Genomic DNA, 21,042 nt, shown 5'->3' with positions numbered 1-21,042 from the left:
GCTTCGCGTGGGCGCCCGCCCGGCGGAGCGCCTCCTGAAGCGAGACGGGATCGAGAGGGCGCGTGAGGATCGTCGCGACGCGCTCGGGATCGGAGGGCGCCGTCGGGCCGCCCGCTTCGACCACCGGGAGGAGCGACGCCGCGGGCCACGAGGCGGCCGCGTGCGCGAGGAGATCCCCGGGTCCGACGAGGACACAGGCATGATCTGCCGCGACGTTCGCGTCCGGGTCGAGCCCGCCGTTTCCCGCGTCGCGCGCGTGGAATCTTGCGCCCGCGGCCTCGGCGGCGGCGCGCACAAGACCGCTTTCACCGGGCGGGGACGCACCCCGGCTGAGATAGAGGACGCTGAAGGGCGCGGGCTCGCTCATCGTCGGCAGAAGAGGGCCAGCATACGCCCCTGCGCGACGGGGCGTCAACGCGCCACGAGATCGAGCACCACCGTCCCCCCCGGCCCCTTGCCCGCGCAGGCCGCGACGCCCGCCGACGCGGCGCGCGGGCAGACGTCGTTCGCCGGCCGGTCGTCGTCGTGGACGTCGACCGCGTGATGCGAGGCCGTCACGACGACGGTGAAATCGCCGTGCGCCCCCTTGTTCGACGTCTTCAGGGGATCGTTCACGCAGTCGAAGGCGATCTGGAACTGGCTCGTGAGCGACTTCTTCTTCGCGAGCTTGAAGGGGAAGGTCACCTTCGGCGACGGGAGGAGCACCGCCATCGGATCCGGACAGGCCCCCGACGAGACGACGCCCAGGCTCACCGCCTGCGCCAGCACCGTCGACGACGCGAAATTCTCGTCGTGATCCCCGGCGTTCTGCAGCGTCACGCTCACCAGCGTCGTCCCCGACTGGCTCGCGGTGCTGAAGGGAACGGTCCTCTTGATCTTGATCTTCGTGATCGCGAGATCGTGCGAGGCCGGCGGCACCACCGTGTCGCACGCGTCGCCCAGGCCGTCGTGGTCGGTGTCGGCCTGCGTCGGGTTGTAGACCGCCGGGCAGTTGTCGGAGCCGTCGGCCACCCCGTCGCCGTCGAGGTCCCCGCCTCCTCCCGACCCCGCGACGAGATCCATCTTGAGGACCCACATCGTCGTGCCGGGGAGGATGTGCCCCGCGGGCTTCGAAATCGGAAAGGTGAAGTTCCCCGTCCCGGCGAGGTATGCCTTCCCCGAAGCGTCGAGGGCGAGGGTGCTGGCGCTCTCGCCGGCCTGGCTGTGGACGTACGACGAGTACTCGAGAGCCGAGCCGTCGGCCGTGAGCCGCGTCACGATCGGCGAGACGGCCGCCGGGGAAAGCGCCGTCTCAAAGGCGCCGGTCGTCGTCGGGAAGTCCGACGAAAAGGAATATCCGCCGACGACGGCCCGCCCCTGCGCGTCGAGCGCGAAGCCGAGGGCGACGTCGTCCTTCGTCCCCCCGAGGAGCGTCGAGTAGACGAGGCCCGTCCCGTCCGCGTTGAGCTTCGTCACGAAGATGTCGAGGTTCGACCCGGCCGTGTGAACCTCGCGGAAGGCCCCCGTGGTCGTCGGGAAGGGTCTTCCATGGTCCTCGCCTACGTGCCCCGACAGCGTCACCTCGCCGTTCGCGTCCACCGCCAGGTCGTGGAGGAACTCGGATCCCCCGCCGCCGAGATAGGTCGCGTACTCGAGCGTCGTCCCGTCGGCGCTGAGCTTCGCAACGAACGCGTCGACCCCCATGAGCGCGTTCGAGGTCTGGAAGGCGCCCGGCGTGACGGGGAGGGACCCGACGCTGATGCCGCCGACGTACACCGCGCCGCTCGCGTCGAGGTCCACGGCGTAGATCGCCGCCCCGAGGATCGACGCCGAGTAGTCGACATCCGATCCGTCGGCGTTGAACCGCGTCACGAAAGCGCTGTCGAACATCCCGGTGTGGTAGGCGCCCGGCGTGAGGGGGAAGTCGGGCGATCCGATCGAACCGACGACGACCGCGCGCCCGTTCGGGTCGACGGCGATCCCCCCGGCGATCTCCGGCCCGTGCCCGCCGAGGAGCGTCGAGTAGACGATGTGCCCAGAGCCGTCGAGCTTCGTCACGAAGACGTCGCCGTAGTCCGTCGAGTTCGGATCGGCCGGGTTCGGCTGGAAGGAGCCTGAGGTCGTGGGGAAGACGGGTGAGTTGGTGAGTCCGATGACGTAGACGTTGGAGTTCGCGTCCACGGTCAGGCGCGACGACAGGCCGTTGAGATTCTCGTCCCTCGTGCCGCCGAGGTACGTCCCCCACACCATCGCCGATCCGGCCGGGTTGATCTTGATGACGAACGCGTCCTTCGCTCCGCCGCCGTACGCTCTCTGAGGGGCACCGGCGCTCGTGGGGAAGTCGGTCCCCGCCGTGACGCCGGTGATGTAGGCGTTCCCCGCCGCGTCGACGGCGATGTCGAACGGGAAGTCGGCGTAGAGGGTCGAGCTCCCGAAGTAGGTGACGTAATCGATGGCAGGGTCGATGACGAGCGGCGCCTCGAGATCGTGACGGCCCACGCGGAACGTGACGTCGCGCCCCTTCACGACGTAGCCCCCCGGGATCTCCGTTCGAGCCCCTGCCGTCTCCTGGTAGATGACCGGCTTGCGCCATCTCACCTCGCGGCCTCCCGCGGTCAGGACGAGCGCGCCTTCGGCGTCGAGCTTTGTCGCGGCGCCGTCGACCCTCACGTGAATCCTTGTCGGGTCCGCGCCGGGGGCGACGACGAAATCGTACTCGAGGCGCTGCTGGTCGCCGTAGTAGACGAGATCGATGCCGGGATAAACGCCTGCGGCCCGGACGCGGGCGAAACCGGGGGTGTCGGTGGCCCAGCCCTTCGGGTCCTTGCCGGCGTAGTGATTCGTGAGGCCGGCGAGCCTCCCGATCCCCTCGAGCCGCGCGCTCTTCGCGGCGCCGACGAGGGTCATCGTGAGCACGGCGGGCTCGATCTCACGCTTCGCGGCGAGTCGCATCGTCGCGGTCGCCGGGGTGAGGCTCAGGAAATAGCCGGCCCCTCGCGCCTGGTAGGTCGCGTCCGGGCCCGCCTCGAAGCGCAGCGGGAGGTGGGACCACAGGTCGGTGACCGCTGTTCCGGCCCGGGCGGACGTCACTGAGGCGGCCGCGACGAGGATGATGCCTGCGTACCTCGCGATCCTCATGACCCCCCCTCGGGAAGAACCCACCTATGTATGGTCAGGGGGGTGTGATGTCAACGGAATTCTCGCGCGCGCGGGCGGCGCCGGAAAATCACCCGAGCGCGACGCTCCCGCCGCCGCGTGAACCGGCCGCATCGGTAGGCTAGGATGCGCGCGCGCGATGGGTTGCGCAAAAAAGGAGACTCTTGCCCGTCACGTCGGCCGCGAAACGAGTCGCGCTCCTCTTCATTCTTCTCACGAGCCTGTCGAGCCCTGCCCGCGGGGCCCTGCTTCCAATCGACGCCGATTCTTCTCCCCTGGCCGGCCCCGAAAGCGGGCCCCCGGGAGACCCCGGGACGGGTCCACCGGACAGCTCGGTTCGAGACGGAGCCTTTTCCCGGTTCATGAGGGAGCACGGCTGGCGCTTCACCTTCGCGGCAGGCGTCAACACGGCGGCCGTGCTCTACAACCGTTACGTCGGCTTTTCGCGCGAACCGCTGCTCTTCGAGGATCCGCCGGGGTTCGACAAGGCCGTCCGCGCCACGCTGAAGAACCCGAACGACTACAACGGTTTCATCAACCGGCAGTCCCTGGTCGCGTTCAAGGTTCTCGGCTTCTCCGCCATCATCGGTCTCGACTTCGGCGATCGTCACGAGATGGCGAACGACATGTTCGGGTTCGCCGATGCGATCCTCACGAACCGGGGGATCACTTCGCTGGTCAAGAACATCGTGGGACGCCACCGGCCCGGTCTCGAGTTCGCGGATCCGAACGCCACGGGGGCGGCCAGCTTCGACGCGCTGAACGCGCGGAGGCACTACCACCGGTCCTTCCCCTCCGGCCACGCCAGCGGCTCCTTCACGATGCTCTCGTACCTGGAGCGCACCGTCGCCCGCAAGGTCGGACTGCACAGCCTCGCGCGGAAGTTCACGTTCGGCGTGCTGTACGGCATGGCCGGATACGTCATCTACACCCGCGTCGACCAGGACGAGCACTACCTCTCCGACGTCCTCGCCGGCGCCGCGCTCGGGACCTGGGAGGCACGGACGTATTATCGGCTCGAGCACGCGGATGAGTTCGCAGATCGCGTCGCCGAGCGGTCCGCGCGCGTCGTCTTCCACCCGCCGCAGATCCTGCACGGCGGCGCGATGATGACGGTGGGAATCCGCTTCGGCGCCGATCAACCCTGAGCGCGCCCGGGCTCCCCGACGATCCTCCGCGCCGCCCTTCGTGCCGCGCCGACCGGGTCGCCACCGCCTTCCTCGATCGCCCTCACGATGGCCGAGCCGACGACCACGCCGTCCGCGATCGCCCCGACGCGAAGGTACTGCTCCGCGGTGCTGATCCCGAAGCCGACCGCGACGGGAAGCGATGTCGCCTTCCGCAGAGCCGCGACCTCGTCGGCGAGCCCCGACGGCAGCGCCGCCTTTTCCCCCGTCACCCCGGTCCGCGAGATGTAGTAGATGAACCCCCCGGCGGATTGCGGCAGCAGCGAAATCCGCGCCGCGCCGCTCGTCGGCGCCAGCAGCGTGATCGTCCGGATGTCGTGGCCGTCGAGCGCCGCGCGCAGAGCCCCCGACTCCTCGAACGGGAGATCCGTCACCAGCGCCCCGTCGATCCCCGAAGCCGCGGCCCGCAGCGCGAAGAGCTCGATCCCCATCCGGAGAATGGGGTTCACGTAGCTGAAGAGGACGAGCGCCACCCGGGACGCCGCGCGCACCCGCATCGCGAGGTCGAGCGCCCGGGAGAGCGTCATCCCTGAGGCAAGCGCTCTCTCGCACGCGCGCTGAATCACGGGTCCGTCCGCGAGAGGATCCGAGAAAGGGACGCCGATCTCGATCACCCCGGCCCCCTCTTCCGCGAGCGCGAGGCAGATCGCCAGCGTGGCGTCGGCGCTCGGGTCCCCCGCCGTGACGTACGGGATGAAGACCGGCCACTTCGAGGATGCGAACGCCGCCTCGATCCTCCCCGGCGTCATCGCGTCGTTTCCAGGGCGGCGACCTGATCGACGTCCTTGTCGCCGCGCCCCGAGATGTTCAGGATCACCGGCCCCCGCGACGCGTACGCCGCGCCGATCTTCAGGATGTGCGCGACCGCGTGCGCCGACTCCAGCGCCGGCACGATCCCCTCGAGGGCCGCGAGAAGGTGGAACGCGTCGAGCGCCTCGGCGTCCGACGCCGCCGCGTACGAAATCCGACCGGCGTCGCGAAGGAAGGCGTGCTCCGGGCCGATCGCCGGGTAGTCGAGCCCCGCCGACACAGAGTGCGTCCCGAGGATGTTCCCGTCGTCGTCCTGGAGGACGTAGCTCCGCGATCCCTGGAGCACTCCCGGGCTCCCGCCGCGAAAGCGCGCCGCATGCTCGCCGCCCCGAAGGCCCTTCCCCCCCGCCTCCACGCCGATCATCTCGACGGGGTCGTCGAGGAACGCGTGGAAGAGGCCGATCGAGTTGCTCCCCCCTCCGACGCAGGCGACGAGGAGCGACGGCAGAGTCCCCGACGCCGCGAGGATCTGCTCGCGCGCCTCGCGGCCGATGACGGCGTGGAAGTCGCGCACCATGACCGGGAAGGGATGCGGCCCGAGGACGGAGCCGAGGATGTAGTGAGTGTCGCGCACCGTCGTGACCCAGTCGCGAAGAGCCTCATTGACCGCGTCCTTCAGCGTCCGGCTTCCCGACGAGACCGGCACCACCTCGGCGCCGAGCATCTTCATCCGGTAGACGTTGAGCGCCTGCCGGCGCATGTCCTCCTCGCCCATGTAGACGGCGCACGAGAGGCCCAGCAGAGCGGCGGCCGTCGCCGTCGCGACGCCGTGCTGCCCGGCCCCCGTCTCGGCGATGACGCGGCGCTTTCCCATCCGCTGCGCGAGGAGGGCCTGGCCCAGGGCGTTGTTGATCTTGTGCGCGCCGGTGTGACAGAGGTCCTCGCGCTTGAGGTAGATGCGCGCGCCGCCGCAGCGCGCGCCGAGGCGCGCCGCGAAGGTGAGGGGCGTCGGCCGGCCGACGAAATCACGGAGAAGATCGGCGAAGCGCCTCCGGAAAGCGGGGTCGGCCATGGCCTCCCGGTACACGGTCTCGAGCTCCGCGAGGGGGGCCATCAGCGTCTCGGGGACGAACCTTCCCCCGTAATCGCCGAAGCGGCCGCGCGCGTCGGGAGGGCCGCCGAAGATCACGATGCGCTCCCGGCCAGCGCCGCGGCGAAGCGGCGGATCCTCTCCGCGTCCTTGATCCCCGGCGCGCTCTCGACGCCGCCGCTCACGTCCACGCCGAAGGGGCGCGTCTCGGCGACGGCGCGCGCCACGTTGTCGGGGGTGAGGCCTCCGGCGAGGATCATCGCGCCCCCCCGCGGCGCCGCCGCGTCGCGGTACGCCGCGGCGAGGCTCCAGTCGAACGATGTCCCGGTCCCCCCCGGCATCCCGGCGGCGTGCGCGTCGAGGATGTAGCGGCGCTCGTGGGCCTCCCGGACGAGCTCCGTGAACCCCTCGGGAAGAGGGCCCGCCACGACACGATGCGCCTTCACCCACGGGACGCCCAGGGATCGCGCGAGGTCGAGGTCCTCATCCCCGTGGAGCTGGCACCACGTCAGGCGCGCCTCGTCGACGACGCGCACGATCTCCTCGCGGCAGGCGTCGACGAAGACGCCGGCGCGCTCGACGTGGGGCGGCAGTCGCTCGCCGATCTCCCGGGCCTGCCGCGTCGTGACGCACCGGCGGGATCGGCTCCAGAAGACGAACCCCACCGCGCGCGCTCCGGCCGCGACGGCCGCCTCGGCGTCCTCGGCGCGCGTGATGCCGCAGATCTTCAGCCACGGGGTCATGGCGTCCCCGCCTCGACGAGCCTCCGCAGCGCCGCCACGGGATCTTCCGCGCGCATGAGGGCCTCGCCGACCAGGACCGCGTCGTAGCCGGTCTTCCTGAGGGCTCTCGCCTGGTCGGGGCGGGAGACGCCGCTCTCGGCGACGCGGATGACGGACCGCGGGAGCTTCGGCGCGAGCTTCGCGCACCGGTCGGGGTCGATCTTGAGCGTGCGGAGGTCGCGGGAGTTCACGCCGACGATCCGCGCGCCGCAGCCGGCGGCCATCTGGATGTCCTCCTCGTCGTGGATCTCGACGAGCGCGGCGAGGCCGTACTTCCCGGCCGCCTGCAGCATCTGCCTGAGCCCCACCTCGCCGAGGGCGGCGACGATCAGGAGGACCGCGTCCGCGCCGGCGAGGCGGGCCTCGGCGACCTGGTACGGGCTGACGAGGAAGTCCTTCCTCAGGATCGGGAGACCCGAGGTCCCGGCGAAGCGGAGGTGCGAGAGATCGCCGCCGAAGAGGTCGGGCTCGGTGAGGACCGAGATCGCCGAGGCGCCTCCCTCGAGGTACGCGTGCGCGATCCGCCTCGGGTCGTAATGTTCCACGAGGATCCCCGCGGAGGGGGACGACCTCTTCATCTCGGCGATGACGTGGAGCCGCTCCGCGCCGCGAAGCGGCGCCTCGAACGAGGCCGCCGGCGGGAGGTTCCAGATCCGCTCCTCCATCGCGGAGAGCGGCGTGTCCCCTTCGAGGAGAGCGATGCGGGCGCGCGAGGCGGCGACCACCTTCGCGAGAAAGTCCTGCGTGTCGGAGGTCATCGAAGCGCCTCGAGCTTCGAGGCCGCCGCGCCGCGGTCGAGACTTTCGGCCGCGAGCGCCGCCCCCTCGCGCAGGTCGCGCGCGGCGCCGCCGATCTCGAGGACGGCGGCGGCGTTGAGCACGACGAGGTCGCGCGCGCCCCCCCGGCGCCCATCCAGGATCTCGATCGCCTCGCGCGCGTTCCGATCGGGATCCCCTCCCCGCCCGACGCGCCCGGCCCGCTCCCTCAGCCCTGCGCGGGAGGGGCGGATCGTCATGTACCGGATCTTCCCCCCCGCGAGGCGCGCGCAGCGGCTCGCGCCCGCGAGGGTCAGCTCGTCCATCCCGTCGGATCCGTGGACGACGAGCGCGCGCTTCATGCCGAGCCGTCGCGCCGCCTGCGCCATCATCACGACGCGCGCGCCGTCGGCGACGCCGATGACCGCGGCTTCCGCCCGCGCCGGGTTGCACAGCGGGCCGAGGAGATTGAAGAAGCTCCGGACACCGATCGCCGATCGCGCCGCCGCCGCGCGCTTCAGCGCCGGGTGGTACGCGGGGGCGAAGAGGAAGACGATGCCGGCGCGCTCGAGCGTGCGCGCCGCCGCCTCGGGGGGGCGATCGATTGCCACGCCGAGCCTCTCGAGGAGGTCGGCGCTGCCGCACCGGCTCGTGGCCGAGCGGTTCCCGTGCTTCGCGATCTTCACTCCGGCCCCGGCGGCCACGAGGGCCGCGAGCGTCGAGACGTTCGGCGTCGAGAGGCCGTCCCCTCCCGTGCCGCAGGTGTCGACCAGATCGGCCCCGCTCGCGGGAAAGGGGACCGCGCGCTCGCGCATCGCGCGGGCGAACCCGGCGATCTCGTCGGCCGACTCCCCCTTCATGCGGAGCGCCACGGCGAAGGCCGCGATCTGCGCGTCGTCGGCCGCCCCCTCCATGATGATCTCCATCGCCGCGCCCGCCTCCCGGCGCGAGAGGTTCCGCCCCTCGACGGCGCGCCGGATGAACGGCTTCAGCACGGGGCGATCATCCCGAGGAAGTTCGCGAGGAGCTTCTTCCCCTCGATCGTGAGGATCGACTCCGGGTGGAACTGCACTCCCTCGAGCGGCGCGCCGGCGCTTTTCCGCCTCAGCCCCATCACGATCCCGTCGCCGGTCGTGGCGCTCACCTCGAGCGCCTCGGGAAAACTCGAGCGCTCGACGATCAGCGAGTGGTAGCGCGTCGCGTCGAAGGGATCGGGGAGGCCCGCGAAGATCGTCCGGCCGTCGTGACGGATGGCCGACGTCTTCCCGTGCATGAGGACCTCGGCCCTCACGATCCTGCCGCCGAAGACGCGGGCGATCGCCTGGTGGCCGAGGCAGACCCCGAGGATCGGGACCTTTCCGCCGAGCCGCCTCACGATCTCCTCCGTGATCCCCGCCTCCTCCGGGCGCCCCGGCCCGGGCGAGATGACGACGGCTGCGAAGCGGCGCCGCTCGATCTCCTCGACGCCGACGGCGTCGTTCCGGCGCACCTCGACCTCGGCGCCCAGCTCTTGAAGATACTGGACGATGTTGTACGTGAACGAGTCGTAGTTGTCGAGGACGAGGATCATCGCGCCCCCGCGACGGCGGCGATCAGCGCCTCGGCCTTGCGGCACGTCTCCTCATACTCGCGGGACGGGGTCGAGTCGGCGACGATGCCGGCCCCGGCCTGCACGAAGGCGCGGCGGCCGCGGCTGACCATCGTGCGGATGGTGATGCACGAGTCGAGGTTCCCGGCCACGTCGGCGTAGGCGACGGCCCCGGCGTACGGTCCCCGCCGCGTCCCCTCCAGCTCCTCGATGACCTCCATCGCCCTCACCTTGGGCGCCCCCGACACCGTTCCCGCCGGGAAGCACGCCGCCAGGGCGTCGAAGGCGTCGAGATCGTCGCGGAGGACTCCCGTCACGCGCGTCACGAGGTGCATCACGTGCGAGAAGCGCTCGACCGACATGAGGCCGTGGACGCCGATGGACCCCGGGCGTGCGACGCGCCCCAGGTCGTTCCGCGCGAGATCGACCAGCATGAGATGCTCGGCGCGCTCCTTCGCGTCGCCCTTCAGCTCCTCCTCCAGCGCGCGGTCCTCCGCCTCCGACGCGCCGCGCGGCCTCGTCCCCGCGATGGGGCGGGTCTCCAATCGATCGTCCTCCACGCGCACCAGCATCTCGGGGGAGGCGCCGACGATCGCGTCGTCGCCGTCGAGGAGGCAGTACATGTACGGTGAGGGGTTGATCCGCCGGAGCGATCGGTAGACGTCGAAGGGGGTGGCCGGGAGCTTCGACTCGAACCGTTGGCTCAGCACGACCTGGAAGATCTCCCCCGCGCGGATGAGGGACTGCGCCGCGCGGACGCGCTTCTCGAAGGTCCCCCGCGAGACGTTCGACCTGAAGGCGCCCCTCCGGCGCGCGGCGGGCGCGGAAGGCCGGATCCTCCGCGGCGCGGTGAGCGCGCGCTCCATCCCGTCGAGGTCCCGGAGCGTGGCGGCGTGGAGGCGGCGCACGTCGGCCGGCCCCTGGACGCGCATCAGCGCGATGAGGAGGAGCCGCTGCCGCACGTGATCGAAAGCGGCCAGGCGATCGTAGAAGCCGAAGACGACGTCGTCGAATCCGAGGGGGTCGCTTCCACCGTCCGGAATCGCCTCGAGAAGCCGCACGGCGTCGTAGCCGATGAAGCCGACGGCCCCCGACGCGAAGCGCGGCAGGCCGGGGACGGCCGCGACGGGGGACGAGCGCAGGCGCTGCCGCAGCACGTCGAGGACGTTCCCCTCGTACGTCCGGCGCCTCCCGCCCGTCTCCTCGGTCACCCTCGTCCCGCGGGCCCGCACGACGAGGCGCGGGTTCCAGCCGAGGAACGAGTAGCGCGCGAGAGATTCCCCTCCCTCCACGGACTCGAGGAGGAAGGCGTTCCGGCTGCCGGCGGCGGCGCCGAGGAACGCGGAGACGGGGGTGACGAGATCGGCCGGAACCTCCCGCGTGATCGGGATGATGGCCGCGCCGCGCGCGAGGGCGGCCGCCTCGGCGGGCGAGGGCTGGGCGTGCGGCCTCACCTGGCCCTCTACGCCCGGGGGACTTCGAAGACGACGAAGATCTCCTGGGGCAGCTCCTTGCCGACGAGGTGCAGCTCGAAGATCCCGCCGAGGAGATCCCCCTCGGGGTGCGGGAAGTAGAGCATCTCGCGGACGTAGCCGTAGCGGGGGATCTCGACGCGATCGTGGAGGACCTCGGCGGCGCTCGAGATGTTCGGGAAGAACGAGCTGGTGACGAGGTGGTACGCGTCGAACTTGAAGGCGTTGAACTCCGCCGAGCTCATCCGCCGGTCGATGGAGAGCCCCCCCTGCAGGCGCCTCACCTCCTCGACGCCGGCCATCGCGTACCGGTGGCCGAAGGTATCGACGAGGTAGAACGACTCGCGGTTGATCGAGATGTAGGGAGTGACCCCCTTGTTCGCCACCCAGACCTCGAGCGGGATGAAGGGCTGATCGTCCCTGAACCGCGCCGCGCCCACCCCGACGGTCATGAGGACGAGATCCCCCTCCTCTTTGTACACGAACGGGGCGAGGGTCGGGCTGAGCGTGCCGGGGCGGAGCTGATCGCGGACCGTGAAGGCGCAGCCGGGAGCGGCCATCGACGCGACCAGCAGGAAGAGTGCGATAGGCTTCGGGGACGAACAGCGTGACATGGCGCGCTCCAGGTGACGCATGGGAGGAAATCTCGCCTCAGAGTAGGCGCCGCGACGCGAGGGCGTCAACCGCGGCGCGCCACTTTCGGAGGCGGCGCCGACTGTTCCATCCCGGGATGGAGGGGACTCTCGTGTCTTTGTCGAAGCTGGAGCGCGCGATCGTCGCTTGCGAGAAGTGCCCGCGGCTCAGGGCGCACTGCACGCGGGTCGCGATCGAGAGGAAGCGCGCGTTCCGCGACGAAGTCTACTGGGGGAAGCCCGTCCCCGGCTTCGGCGATCCGAACGCGCGGCTCTTCATCGTGGGCCTAGCCCCGGCGGCGCACGGCGGAAATCGCACGGGGCGCGTCTTCACGGGCGACCAGAGCGGGAGCTGGCTCTACGAGGCGCTCCACCGTTTCGGCTTCTCGAACCTCCCCGACTCCACGGGCCGCGATGACGGCGTCGTTCTCACCGGCTGCTTCATCTCGGCCTCCGCGCGCTGCGCCCCGCCGGCCAACAAGCCCACGAGACACGAGATCGACAACTGCCGCCCCTTCCTCGTCCAGGAGATGGCCCTTCTCCGTCGAATCGAGGTCGTGCTGACGCTCGGAAGCATCGCCCACGCGGCGTGGCTGAGGGCGGCGGGATGGTGGGATGAAATGGCGCCGCGCGAGCGCCCCCGCTTTCGTCACGACGGGGAATGGCGGCTTCCCGACGGAAGGACCCTCGTGAGCGCCTACCATCCCAGCCGCCAGAATACGAACACCGGAAGACTGACGCGGGCGATGTGGCACCGGGTCTTCGAGCGCGTCCGCTCGCGCCTCGCCTGAATCTATCCCGCGATCTTCCTCACCGCCGCGACGAGGGTGTCGATCTCCTCGGCGGTCGTGAAGGGGCCGGGGCTGACGCGGACCGCGCCGTGAGGGAACGTGCCCAGCTCGCGGTGAGCCCCCGGGGCGCAGTGGAGCCCCGAGCGGACGGCGATGTCGAACGAGGCGTCGAGGATCCCCGCGATCTCGTCCGGCGCGATCCCCTCGACGTTGAAGGTGAGGACGCTGACGCGCGGCGCCGACGCCGGCGGGCCGAAGAAGCGGATCTTCCGGTTATCGCCGAGCCCTGCGGCGAGCCTGACGATCATCGACATCTCGTGCGCGCGGATGGCGGCGAGGCCCCGCGACTCGACGTAGGCGACCCCCTCCATCATCGCCGCGATCCCCGGGGTGTTGAGCGTCCCCGCCTCGAGGTGGTGCGGGTACTCCTCCGGCTGGAGCGGGTATGAGGAGTCCCCTCCCGTGCCGCCGGTGCGCCACGACCCGATGGTCACCCCCGCGCCGAGGATCAGCGCCCCCGTTCCGGCCGGCCCGAGAAGGCTCTTGTGCCCCGGCAGGGCGAGAAGGTCGATCGACATCGCGGCCACGTCCACCGGCCAGAGCCCCGCCGTCTGCGCGGCGTCGACGAGGAAGAGAGCCCCCCGCTCCCGGGCGATCTTCCCGATCTCGGCGACGGGCTGCAGCGCCCCCGACACGTTCGAGCCGTGATGAAGCGCGACCATCCGCGTGCCGGCGGTCATCGCCGCGGCGATCGCCGCAGGATCGACGACGCCGAGGCCGTCGGGTCTCACGCGCGTGACCGTCACGACGCCGTCCCTCTCCAGCCTGTTGAGAGGGCGCACGATCGAGTTGTGATCGGAGACGGTCGTGACGACATGGTCGCCCTGCCTCAGCGCGCCGAAGATCGCGATGTTGAGGGCGTCGGTGGCGTTGAGGGCGAAGATCACGCGCGACGGATCGGGGGCGTTGAAGAAGGCGGCGAGCCTTCGCCGCGCCCCCGAGATGACCCCCTCGGCCTCCTGCACCATCCGGTACGAGCCCCGCCCGGGGTTCGCGCCGTGCTCGCGCAGGAACGAGCCGAGCCTGAGGTGGACGGCCTCGGGCTTCGGGTACGTCGTCGCGGCGTTGTCGAGATAGATGGTCATCGCGTCATCCGGGTCATCCGGGGTCAGGCGCCGACGTAGCGCGCGTAGAGGGCGCGTGCGGCCGCCGGGTCGCTGGTGCCGGCCACGATGGCCCGTCCGTCGGGAAAGATGGAGAGCTGGCACCCCGGCGCGGTGAAGCGGAGCATGAACTCCGATCGCTCGACCTGCCCCGCCGCACCCAGCCGGGCCGCGAGCGCCGCGAGGTCCAGCGCGCCGCGGGTCGAAGGCATGATCTGGACCGCGTTGCGGCCGCAGATCGCCGCCGGCCGCGTCCCCCGCCCCGCGAGGAACTCGAACTCCATCCCGTCGCAAGCCGCGCATCGGCGGCGCCCGCCCCCTCTCGGCACGCGCACGCGCGTGACCTTCTGAGTCCACGCGTCGACGCTCAGGAGGGCGTCGCTCGTCTCGCTCGACGAGCCCGAGAGGATCTTCAGCGCCTCCGCCGCCTGGAACGACGCGATGATGGCGACGATGGGGGCGATGACCCCGGCGGTGTCGCAGGTCGGCGTGGAGCCAAGATCGGGTGGAGTCTCCATCAGGCACCTCAGGCACGCCGTCTCGCCCGGGACGATCGTCATGGTGACGCCGTACGCCCCCAGGCACGCGGTGTAGATCCACGGGATACCGTGCCGGACCGCGACGTCGTTCATCAGGAATCGCGTCTCGAAGTTGTCGGTGCCGTCGAGGATGAGATCGACGCCGGTGAGGAGCCTCACCGCGTTGTCGGGCCCTAAGTCCTCGACCACCGCCTCGAGGGCGACCGTCGAATTGGCGGCCCTCAGATGATCGCGCGCCGCGATCGCCTTCGGCTTCAGCGCCCTCAGATCGTCCTCGGTGTAGAGGAACTGCCGCTGGAGATTGCTCTCGTCGATGACGTCGCGATCGATGAGGCGCAGCGCGCCGACCCCCGCGCGCGCGAGGATCGACGCGGTGACGGACCCGGTGGCCCCCACGCCCACCACGGCGGCGCGAGCCGCGCCGAGGCGCCGCTGCCCCTCGTCGCCGATCGGCTTGAAGAGGACCTGGCGCGAGTACCGGCCGTCGGCTTGGGCGCTCAAATCACCACCTCGCCAGCCCGCGCGAGCGCCGCGGAGAGCGCGCCGCGCATCGTCTCGACCGGACCGGAAAGCCCGGTGAAGAGGGCGTACTGCTCGATCCCCTGGGAGAGGAGCACGTCCAGCCCGGAGATGGTCTGGATGCCGCGCGCGCGCGCGAGGGTGAGGAGCGGCGTGAGGGGCGGGCGGTAGACGAGCTCGGCGACGAGCTGCCCCTTCACCGCGGCGGCCCCCACCGGCATCCCGCGGCGATCCATCCCCGCGGGGGTGGCGTTGATGAGGATGTCGTACGACGCGCGCGCGAGGCGCTTGAGCTCGACGTACCGCGCCCCGGTGGCGCGCGCCATCTCGCGCCCGGGCCTCTCGCGCCGCGAGGCGATGAGGACCTCCGCCCCCCCCTCCCTCAGGGCGACGGCCAGCGCGCGCGCCGATCCCCCCGCCCCGACGATCGCCACGGTCATCCCCGAGGGGTCGATCCTCAGGCGCAGCGGGTTCATGAGCCCGTCGGCGTCGGTGTTGAAGCCGAAGAGACGCTTCCCGTCGTTCACGATGGTGTTCACGGCGCCGAGCCGTCGCGCGGCCGGGTCGAGACGCTGCATCTTCTTCACGATGGCGATCTTGTGCGGCGCCGTCACGCTCAGCCCGCGAAGCCTCAGCTTCCGGATCAGCTTCGGGATGGCGTCCGCCTTCGGCGAGGCGAAGGGGAGGTAGCGGAAGTTGAGCTTGTGCTCCGCGTAGGCGGCGTTGTGCATCGCCGGCGACAGGGAGTGGGAGACGGGATACCCCGTGATGCCGGCGAGGCGCGTCTCGCCGTCGATCTCCTCGACGCGGTAGGTCCCGAGCGCCTCGGCGAGCGTGAGCTGGCCGGGGGCCGAGGCCCTCCCGTCGCGCAGCGCGACGTAGGTCGCCCACGATCCCCACGACGGCGCGAGGATGCGGCTCGCGACCCCGAGCTCCCCCATCGCGAAAGCCGCGAGCGGCGTCTTCCCCGCGGCGGCGCGGGCGAGGAGGTCCCGGATCGTGACGACGTCGAGGGGATCCGCGGCCGTCGTGACGATCTTCACGACCGCGACGCCGGGGACGCGCGCCATCCGCCGGTAGAGCGCCGCGAGCGACGCGGCGGCCTGCGTGCGCCGGCGGTCGTGGTGCGAGAGGATGATCTTCGCCGGCGCGAGATCGCCGATCGACCCTTCGAGCGCCGAGCCGTGCTCGACGTCGACGTACGCGACCCCGGCGCGGGCCGCGGCCAGGAGCGCCTCGCGGCGCCCCTTCTCCCCTCCCGCGAACTCCCCGCCGTCGGCGCGCCGGCGGCAGGTGGCGATGACGGGCCTCGGGGAGACCGCCGGCCCGGGGAACCACCCCGAGGGCTCGCGGGCCTTCAGGAGATCCAGCCGCACCTCGACCGCATCGACCCCCTCCGGGGGCGAGGCGAGAAGGCGCCGCACCTCGCCGGGATCGCGCTCCGAGATCGACAGGATGATCATGCGCCGTCCTTCGGAAAGAGGCTCGTCGAAAGGTACTTCTCCCCGCGATCCGGGAGGAGCGCCACGACGCGCCCGCGCCCGAGGCGCCGGGCCGTCACGAGGGCGGCGTGCACCGCGGTGCCGGACGAGATGCCGCCGAAGATCCCCTCGCGCCGGGTCAGATCGCGCGCGGCGCGGTACGCGTCCTCGTCGCTGACGACGATCCGGTCGTCGGCGACTTCGGGGTCCCAGATCGAAGGCACGCGCGACTCCTCGAGATTGCGAAGCCCCATCTGCGTGTGACCCGGCTGCGGCTCCGCGGCGACGATGCGGATGTTCGCGTCGAGCTCCTTCAGCCTGCGGCCGGCGCCGACGATCGTGCCGGTCGTGCCGAGCGTCGCCACGAACGCGTCGAGCCGCCCGCCGCACTGCTCCCAGATCTCCTCCGCCGTGTGGCGGTAGTGGGCGCCGGCGTTGTGGGGCGAATCGTACTGCGCCACCCGAAAATAGCGGTCCGGCTCCCCCGTCGCCATCTCGTCGGCCATGTCCCATGCCGTGTCGGAGCTCCCGCCGGGAGGGGTGAGGACGACGCGGGCGCCGAGCGCCCGCAGGATCACGCGGCGCTCCACGCTCGCCTTCCACGGCATCGTGACGACGACCTCGTACCCCTTCGCCGCGCCCACCATCGCGAGGCCGATCCCGGTGTTCCCGGACGAGGACTCGAGGAGGGTCATCCCGGCCTTCAGCGACCCGTCGGCCTCCGCCCGCTCGACGATCTCGAGGGCGATCCGCTCCTTGACGCTCCCCATCGGGTTGAACCCCTCGATCTTCGCGACGATCTCGGCGCCCGCCCCCTCGCCGATCCGCCGCAGGCGGACCATCGGCGTCCGCCCGATCGTCTCGAGGATGCTCTCCCGGATCTCCATGCGGGCAGCGTAACAGATCCCCGGAGTATCATGAACGCCCGCACACCCCATCCATCGGAGGGCCTTTCATGTCGAGACGTCTGCTGATCGCCGTCACCGGCGCCGCTCTGGTCGTGGCCGTCCAGGTCGGCGCTTGGCGCGCGGCCGAGGGGCGCCAGCCCACCGTCGGCCCGGCCGCCCCGCTGAGCGCCGATCTCGCGTACACCGCGGCCGCCTCCTCCGCGAAGAGCGCGCTCCGGAAGAAGTACGGGGAGGGGGAGGCCGAGCGGATCGATCGTGGGGTGGACCAGGTCCTCTCCCGATGGCGCGCGAGCGACGGCGACGCCGCGGCCTTCCGCTCCTTCGTCGAGGGGGAGTTCATCCCCGGCGGGGCCACGCTCGAGGCCGCCTTCGGGCGGTTCGAGGGGGCGATGGAGAGCCTCGACGGCTACTTCGTCTCGCTCTCGAGGGACCTCAGACGCCAGGTCGATCTCGACCTCGGGGCGGTCCTTCCCATCGACGAGCGGCTCGCGGGGTACGACCCCTCGGCGCACGTCAACGACGACCTCTTCGAGAACAAGGTCGCCTTCGTCGGACTTCTCAATTTCCCGCTGACGACGCTCGACCAGCGCATGAAGTACGGGATGGGGTGGACCCGCGAGCAGTGGGCCGCGACGCGGCTCGCCGGGAGGTTTCAGAACCGCGTCCCCGCCGACGTGCAGCAGCGCATCTCGGAGGCGGCGAGCGCCTCGGCGGCGTACATCGCCGGCTACAACATCTACATGCACCACCTCGTCACCTCGGACGGCGCGCGGCTCTTCCCGCCAGGGCTGAGGCTGCTGAGCCACTGGAACCTGAGGGACGATCTCAAGGCGCGCTATGCGGACGCCAACGGGCTTGCCATGCAACGCCTGATCGTGAAGGTGATGGACCGGATCGTGCGCCAGGAGATCCCGAAGGCGGTCATCGACAACCCGCTGGTCGATTGGAACCCGGAGACGAACGCCGTCACCGTCTCGACCGTGAGGGATGCGGAGCCTCCGGAGGGGAGGACGGCGTCCGCGAAGCCCGACCGCGAGCCCGACGAGCGGTACCGGCAGTGGATGGGATGGTTCAAGGCGGAGCGTCTCGCCGATCCGTTCACCCCCGAGGACCGGACCTTCATCGCGCGCCGCTTCAACGTGAACCGCGAGATCCCGGAGCCCCAGGTGCGCGCCCTCCTCGAAGCTCTCCTCGCCTCGCCCCTCGGCGAGCGGACCGGCCGGCTGATCGAGAAGCGGCTCGGGCGGAAGCTCGAGTCCTTCGACATCTGGTACGCGGGGTTCAAGCCGAGGGCGAAGTACCAGGAGTCGGACCTCGACGCGATGACGCGGAAGAAGTACCCGACTCCCGCCGCCTACGCGGCGGACATCCCGAGGATGCTCCGCGATCTCGGATTCGCCGACGACCGCGCCCGTTTCGTCGCCGATCACATCGACGTCGACGCGGCTCGCGGATCGGGGCACGCCCTCGGCGCCTCGCGGCGGGACGACAAGGCGCACCTTCGCACGCGCATCGCCGCCGGCGGCATGGACTACAAGGGGTACAACATCGCGGTCCACGAGATGGGGCACAACGTCGAGCAGGTCTTCTCGAACACGGCGATCGACCACACGCTCCTCGCCGGCGTCCCGAACAACGCATTCACCGAGGCGCTCGCCTTCGTCTTCCAGGCGCGCGATCTGACGCTCCTGGGCCTCCCCGGGGCCGACCCCGCGGCCGACTCGGCGCGATCGCTCGAAGAGTTCTGGGGGGCCCGCGAGATCGCCGGGGCCGCCCTCGTCGACATGGACTCCTGGCACTGGCTCTACGATCACCCCACGGCTTCGCCCGCAGAGTTCCGCGAGGCGGTGGTTGCCATCTCGAAGGGGATCTGGAACCGCCACTACGCCCCGATCTTCGGGGTGAAGGACGTGACCCTCCTCGGCATCTACTCGCACATGATCGACAGCGGGCTGTACCTTCCCGACTATCCAATCGGCCACTTCATAGCTTTCCAGGTCGAGGCGCACTTCAAGGAGGCGCACGGATCCTTCGGCGGGGAGTTCGAGCGGATCTGCCGCCTGGGCTCGCTGACGCCGGACGCGTGGATGCGACAGGCGGTCGGCTCTCCCCTGTCGGCCGACCCCCTCCTCGAGAGCGCGAAGGGGGCCCTCGACGCGTTGGGGGGATGAGGGCTAAACTCGGACAACTTTGGTCCTCGAGAGGCGGAGGAAGACGAATGGACAGCACGGCCGATTTCAGGCTGACGAGCTGCGCCAAGTCCGGCGGGTGAGCGGGCAAGCTGAGTCCGGTGGACTTGGGAGGCATGCTCAAAGGACTTCGCACGAAACCCGACAAGAACCTGATCGTCGGCTTCGATACTTCGGACGACGCGGGCGTCTACCGGATTTCGAGTGAGGTGGCGCTCGTCCAGACGGTCGACTTCATCACGCCGCTCTGCGACGACCCGTACCTGTACGGACAGATCGCGGCGGCGAACTCGCTGAGCGACGTCTACGCCATGGGGGGGAAGCCCCTCACGGTGATGAACGTCTGCTGCTTCCCCGCCCGCGGCGTCCCGGCCGACGTCTACCGGAAGATCCTCGAGGGGGGCCTTGCGAAGACGCTCGAGGCCGGCGCGACGCTCGTCGGCGGCCACACCGTCAAGGACGAGGAGATGAAGTACGGCCTCTCGGTCACGGGCCTCGTCCATCCCGACAGGGTTCTCAAGAACGGCGGCGCGAGCGCGGGCGACGCCCTCATCCTCACGAAGCCCGTCGGCACCGGCGTGATGGTCACCGCCTCGAAGCGGGGCGTCCTCCCCGCCGCAACGTTCCAGAAGGCCCTCGACCTGATGGCCCGCCTGAACGACGTCGCGGGGGATCTCGCGAGCGCGCACGGCGCCACCTCGTGCACCGACATCACCGGCTTCGGCCTCGCGGGCCACCTCCTCGAGATGGCGAAGGGGAGTCGCGCCGGGATGAGGATCCGGTTCAAGGACCTCCCCCATTTCCCCGAGAGCCTCGCCCTGATCGACCAGGGGATCAAGACCGGGGTGACGGAGTCGAACCGGGCTCTCGTCGGCACGTCGATCGTCTTCGACGCGGCCGTCACCGAGGTCCAGAGGTGGCTCTTCTTCGACCCGCAGACTTCGGGGGGCCTCATGATCTCGGTCCCCTCGGCTTCGGCCGACGCGCTCGTCCGTGACCTGGTCGCTCGAGGGCAGACCGACAGCCGAATCGTCGGCGAGGTCTTCGCGGCGGCCGAGCCGAAGGTGGAGGTCGTTGCCGGGTGACGCCTCCGACTCCCTGGCTCGCACAGTAATAAGGTGTGGCGCCCGGGACCGATTGTTCGGATATTAAGGGTGTGGCGCCCGGCCGATGTGTGCGCGCGCATAAAACAGGACCCCTGATCCTCGAGGAAAACGACTGCATGAATCCGACGCCGGACCGCTCGTTCCGATGGCTCGCGCCCACCGCGCTGATGCTCCTCCTCTCGGCGCCCATCGCGCGCGCCGCCTCCCCGATGCCGGCGATCGAGCCGGGTGTCGCCGAAGCGGTCGAAGGGGGGCGCACGGTCGTCGTCAACATCGTGCTCCGGGGCGGTCATTCGCTTCCGCCGTCGCCGTCGGCGTCCGACGAGAAGGAATTGCTCGAGAGCGTCGCCGCCGCCCACCGCGCGTTCCGCGGCGCCCTCCCCGCGCACGGCGTCCACCTCCTTCGCGAGCATACGTACGCGGCGGGATCGGTCGCCGAGATCGACGCCGACGGCCTCGAGGCGCTCGAGAAGATGCCGCAGGTCGAGAGCGTCTACCTCGACGGCACGGTGCACGCGCTCGACGCGGAGGGGAATGCGCTCATCGGCTCGACCACCGTCAACGCGAGCGGCTACACGGGCGCCGGGATGGCCGCGGCGATCGTCGACACGGGGATCGACTACACGCACCCCGCCCTCGGCGGGTGCCTGGGGAATGTCTCTTCGTGCCGCGTGAAAGGGGGGTTCGACTTCGTCAACAACGACTCCGATCCAATGGACGACAACGGCCACGGCACCGAGTGCTCCGGAGTCGTCGGCGCGAACAGCGGCACCCTGAAGGGGGTCGCCCCCGCCGTGAACTTCGTCGGCCTCAAGGTCCTCGCGGCCAACGGCTCGGGATCGTTCTCCGCGGTCGACTCCGCGCTCAACTGGGTCCTCACCAACCGCGTCGGGTTCAACATCAAGGTCGTCAGCATGAGCCTCGGCGATGGCTCGCAGCACAATGCCAGCACGGG

General features: G+C 70.8%; 19 protein-coding genes. 5 read left to right on the top strand and 14 right to left on the bottom strand.

The genetic code is table 11. From position 1 onward, the window contains the following. A partial coding sequence (locus HY049_01075) for a hypothetical protein (protein ID MBI3447501.1) occupies nucleotides 1-367 on the bottom strand: 367 nt, incomplete at its 3' end. A gap of 44 nt (nucleotides 368-411) precedes the next feature. Beyond that, nucleotides 412-3,117: an SBBP repeat-containing protein gene (locus HY049_01070; protein MBI3447500.1), complete on the bottom strand. Its 2,706-nt coding sequence runs from the start codon at nucleotides 3,115-3,117 to the stop codon at nucleotides 412-414. A 380-nt stretch (nucleotides 3,118-3,497) separates the two neighbouring features. Between HY049_01070 and HY049_01065 the strand changes: the two genes are divergently transcribed. After that, nucleotides 3,498-4,283, top strand: coding sequence for a phosphatase PAP2 family protein (locus HY049_01065; protein MBI3447499.1), 786 nt, complete (start codon nucleotides 3,498-3,500; stop codon nucleotides 4,281-4,283). Here the strand turns inward: HY049_01065 and HY049_01060 are convergent. From HY049_01060 to HY049_01025, 8 genes are all read right to left on the bottom strand, one after another. Further along, on the bottom strand, nucleotides 4,274-5,071 hold the full coding sequence (locus HY049_01060) for a tryptophan synthase subunit alpha (protein MBI3447498.1): 798 nt from the start codon (nucleotides 5,069-5,071) through the stop codon (nucleotides 4,274-4,276). The two genes, HY049_01065 and HY049_01060, sit on opposite strands and share 10 nt — an antisense overlap. Beyond that, on the bottom strand, nucleotides 5,068-6,186 hold the full coding sequence (trpB, locus tag HY049_01055) for a tryptophan synthase subunit beta (GenBank protein ID MBI3447497.1): 1,119 nt from the start codon (nucleotides 6,184-6,186) through the stop codon (nucleotides 5,068-5,070). Before trpB ends, HY049_01060 begins: the two co-directional genes overlap by 4 nt. A gap of 71 nt (nucleotides 6,187-6,257) precedes the next feature. Further along, on the bottom strand, nucleotides 6,258-6,905 hold the full coding sequence (locus tag HY049_01050) for a phosphoribosylanthranilate isomerase (protein MBI3447496.1): 648 nt from the start codon (nucleotides 6,903-6,905) through the stop codon (nucleotides 6,258-6,260). After that, the gene (gene trpC, locus HY049_01045) at nucleotides 6,902-7,702 is read right to left on the bottom strand and encodes an indole-3-glycerol phosphate synthase TrpC (protein ID MBI3447495.1); all 801 of its coding nucleotides are present in this window, start codon (nucleotides 7,700-7,702) and stop codon (nucleotides 6,902-6,904) included. Before trpC ends, HY049_01050 begins: the two co-directional genes overlap by 4 nt. After that, a complete protein-coding gene (gene trpD, locus HY049_01040; protein ID MBI3447494.1) occupies nucleotides 7,699-8,694 on the bottom strand; it encodes an anthranilate phosphoribosyltransferase in 996 nt (331 codons plus the stop codon). Before trpD ends, trpC begins: the two co-directional genes overlap by 4 nt. Beyond that, on the bottom strand, nucleotides 8,688-9,269 hold the full coding sequence (locus HY049_01035; protein ID MBI3447493.1) for an aminodeoxychorismate/anthranilate synthase component II: 582 nt from the start codon (nucleotides 9,267-9,269) through the stop codon (nucleotides 8,688-8,690). The genes trpD and HY049_01035 overlap by 7 nt, the downstream gene beginning before the upstream one ends. Further along, nucleotides 9,266-10,741, bottom strand: coding sequence for an anthranilate synthase component I (gene trpE, locus HY049_01030; GenBank protein MBI3447492.1), 1,476 nt, complete (start codon nucleotides 10,739-10,741; stop codon nucleotides 9,266-9,268). The genes HY049_01035 and trpE overlap by 4 nt, the downstream gene beginning before the upstream one ends. An 8-nt stretch (nucleotides 10,742-10,749) precedes the next feature. Beyond that, entirely contained in the window at nucleotides 10,750-11,373 is a 624-nt protein-coding gene (locus tag HY049_01025; GenBank protein ID MBI3447491.1) for a hypothetical protein, read from the bottom strand. Nucleotides 11,374-11,489: 116 nt separating this feature from the next. Between HY049_01025 and HY049_01020 the strand changes: the two genes are divergently transcribed. Then, on the top strand, nucleotides 11,490-12,182 hold the full coding sequence (locus HY049_01020) for a uracil-DNA glycosylase (protein MBI3447490.1): 693 nt from the start codon (nucleotides 11,490-11,492) through the stop codon (nucleotides 12,180-12,182). 2 nt (nucleotides 12,183-12,184) lie between these two features. On the opposite strand, the gene HY049_01015 is transcribed toward HY049_01020, so the two are convergent. Genes HY049_01015 through HY049_01000 form a run of 4 tightly spaced genes read right to left on the bottom strand, consistent with a single transcriptional unit; the run spans nucleotide 12,185 to nucleotide 16,771 of the window. After that, a complete protein-coding gene (locus HY049_01015) occupies nucleotides 12,185-13,327 on the bottom strand; it encodes an aminotransferase class V-fold PLP-dependent enzyme (GenBank protein MBI3447489.1) in 1,143 nt (380 codons plus the stop codon). 23 nt (nucleotides 13,328-13,350) lie between these two features. Beyond that, the gene (locus tag HY049_01010; GenBank protein MBI3447488.1) at nucleotides 13,351-14,385 is read right to left on the bottom strand and encodes a ThiF family adenylyltransferase; all 1,035 of its coding nucleotides are present in this window, start codon (nucleotides 14,383-14,385) and stop codon (nucleotides 13,351-13,353) included. After that, a complete protein-coding gene (locus HY049_01005) occupies nucleotides 14,382-15,866 on the bottom strand; it encodes a type I 3-dehydroquinate dehydratase (GenBank protein MBI3447487.1) in 1,485 nt (494 codons plus the stop codon). The genes HY049_01010 and HY049_01005 overlap by 4 nt, the downstream gene beginning before the upstream one ends. After that, entirely contained in the window at nucleotides 15,863-16,771 is a 909-nt protein-coding gene (locus HY049_01000) for a PLP-dependent cysteine synthase family protein (protein MBI3447486.1), read from the bottom strand. Before HY049_01000 ends, HY049_01005 begins: the two co-directional genes overlap by 4 nt. Before the next feature lie 68 nt (nucleotides 16,772-16,839). Here HY049_01000 and HY049_00995 point away from each other — a divergent pair, with 68 nt between their 5' ends. The 3 genes from HY049_00995 to HY049_00985 form a co-directional block, all read left to right on the top strand. Beyond that, nucleotides 16,840-18,963 (top strand): hypothetical protein, encoded by a 2,124-nt coding sequence (locus HY049_00995; protein ID MBI3447485.1) that lies wholly within the window; start codon nucleotides 16,840-16,842, stop codon nucleotides 18,961-18,963. A gap of 47 nt (nucleotides 18,964-19,010) precedes the next feature. Next, the gene (selD, locus tag HY049_00990) at nucleotides 19,011-20,066 is read left to right on the top strand and encodes a selenide, water dikinase SelD (GenBank protein ID MBI3447484.1); all 1,056 of its coding nucleotides are present in this window, start codon (nucleotides 19,011-19,013) and stop codon (nucleotides 20,064-20,066) included. 137 nt (nucleotides 20,067-20,203) lie between these two features. Further along, on the top strand, nucleotides 20,204-21,042 hold an 839-nt coding region (locus tag HY049_00985; protein ID MBI3447483.1), incomplete at its 3' end, for a S8 family serine peptidase.

It is taken from the genome of Acidobacteriota bacterium (assembly GCA_016195325.1).
In the GTDB taxonomy this organism is placed as follows: domain Bacteria; phylum Acidobacteriota; class Polarisedimenticolia; order JACPZX01; family JACPZX01; genus JACPZX01.
The sequence above is the reverse complement of the archived record's forward strand: the minus strand, read 5'-3'. Positions and strand labels throughout refer to the sequence as shown.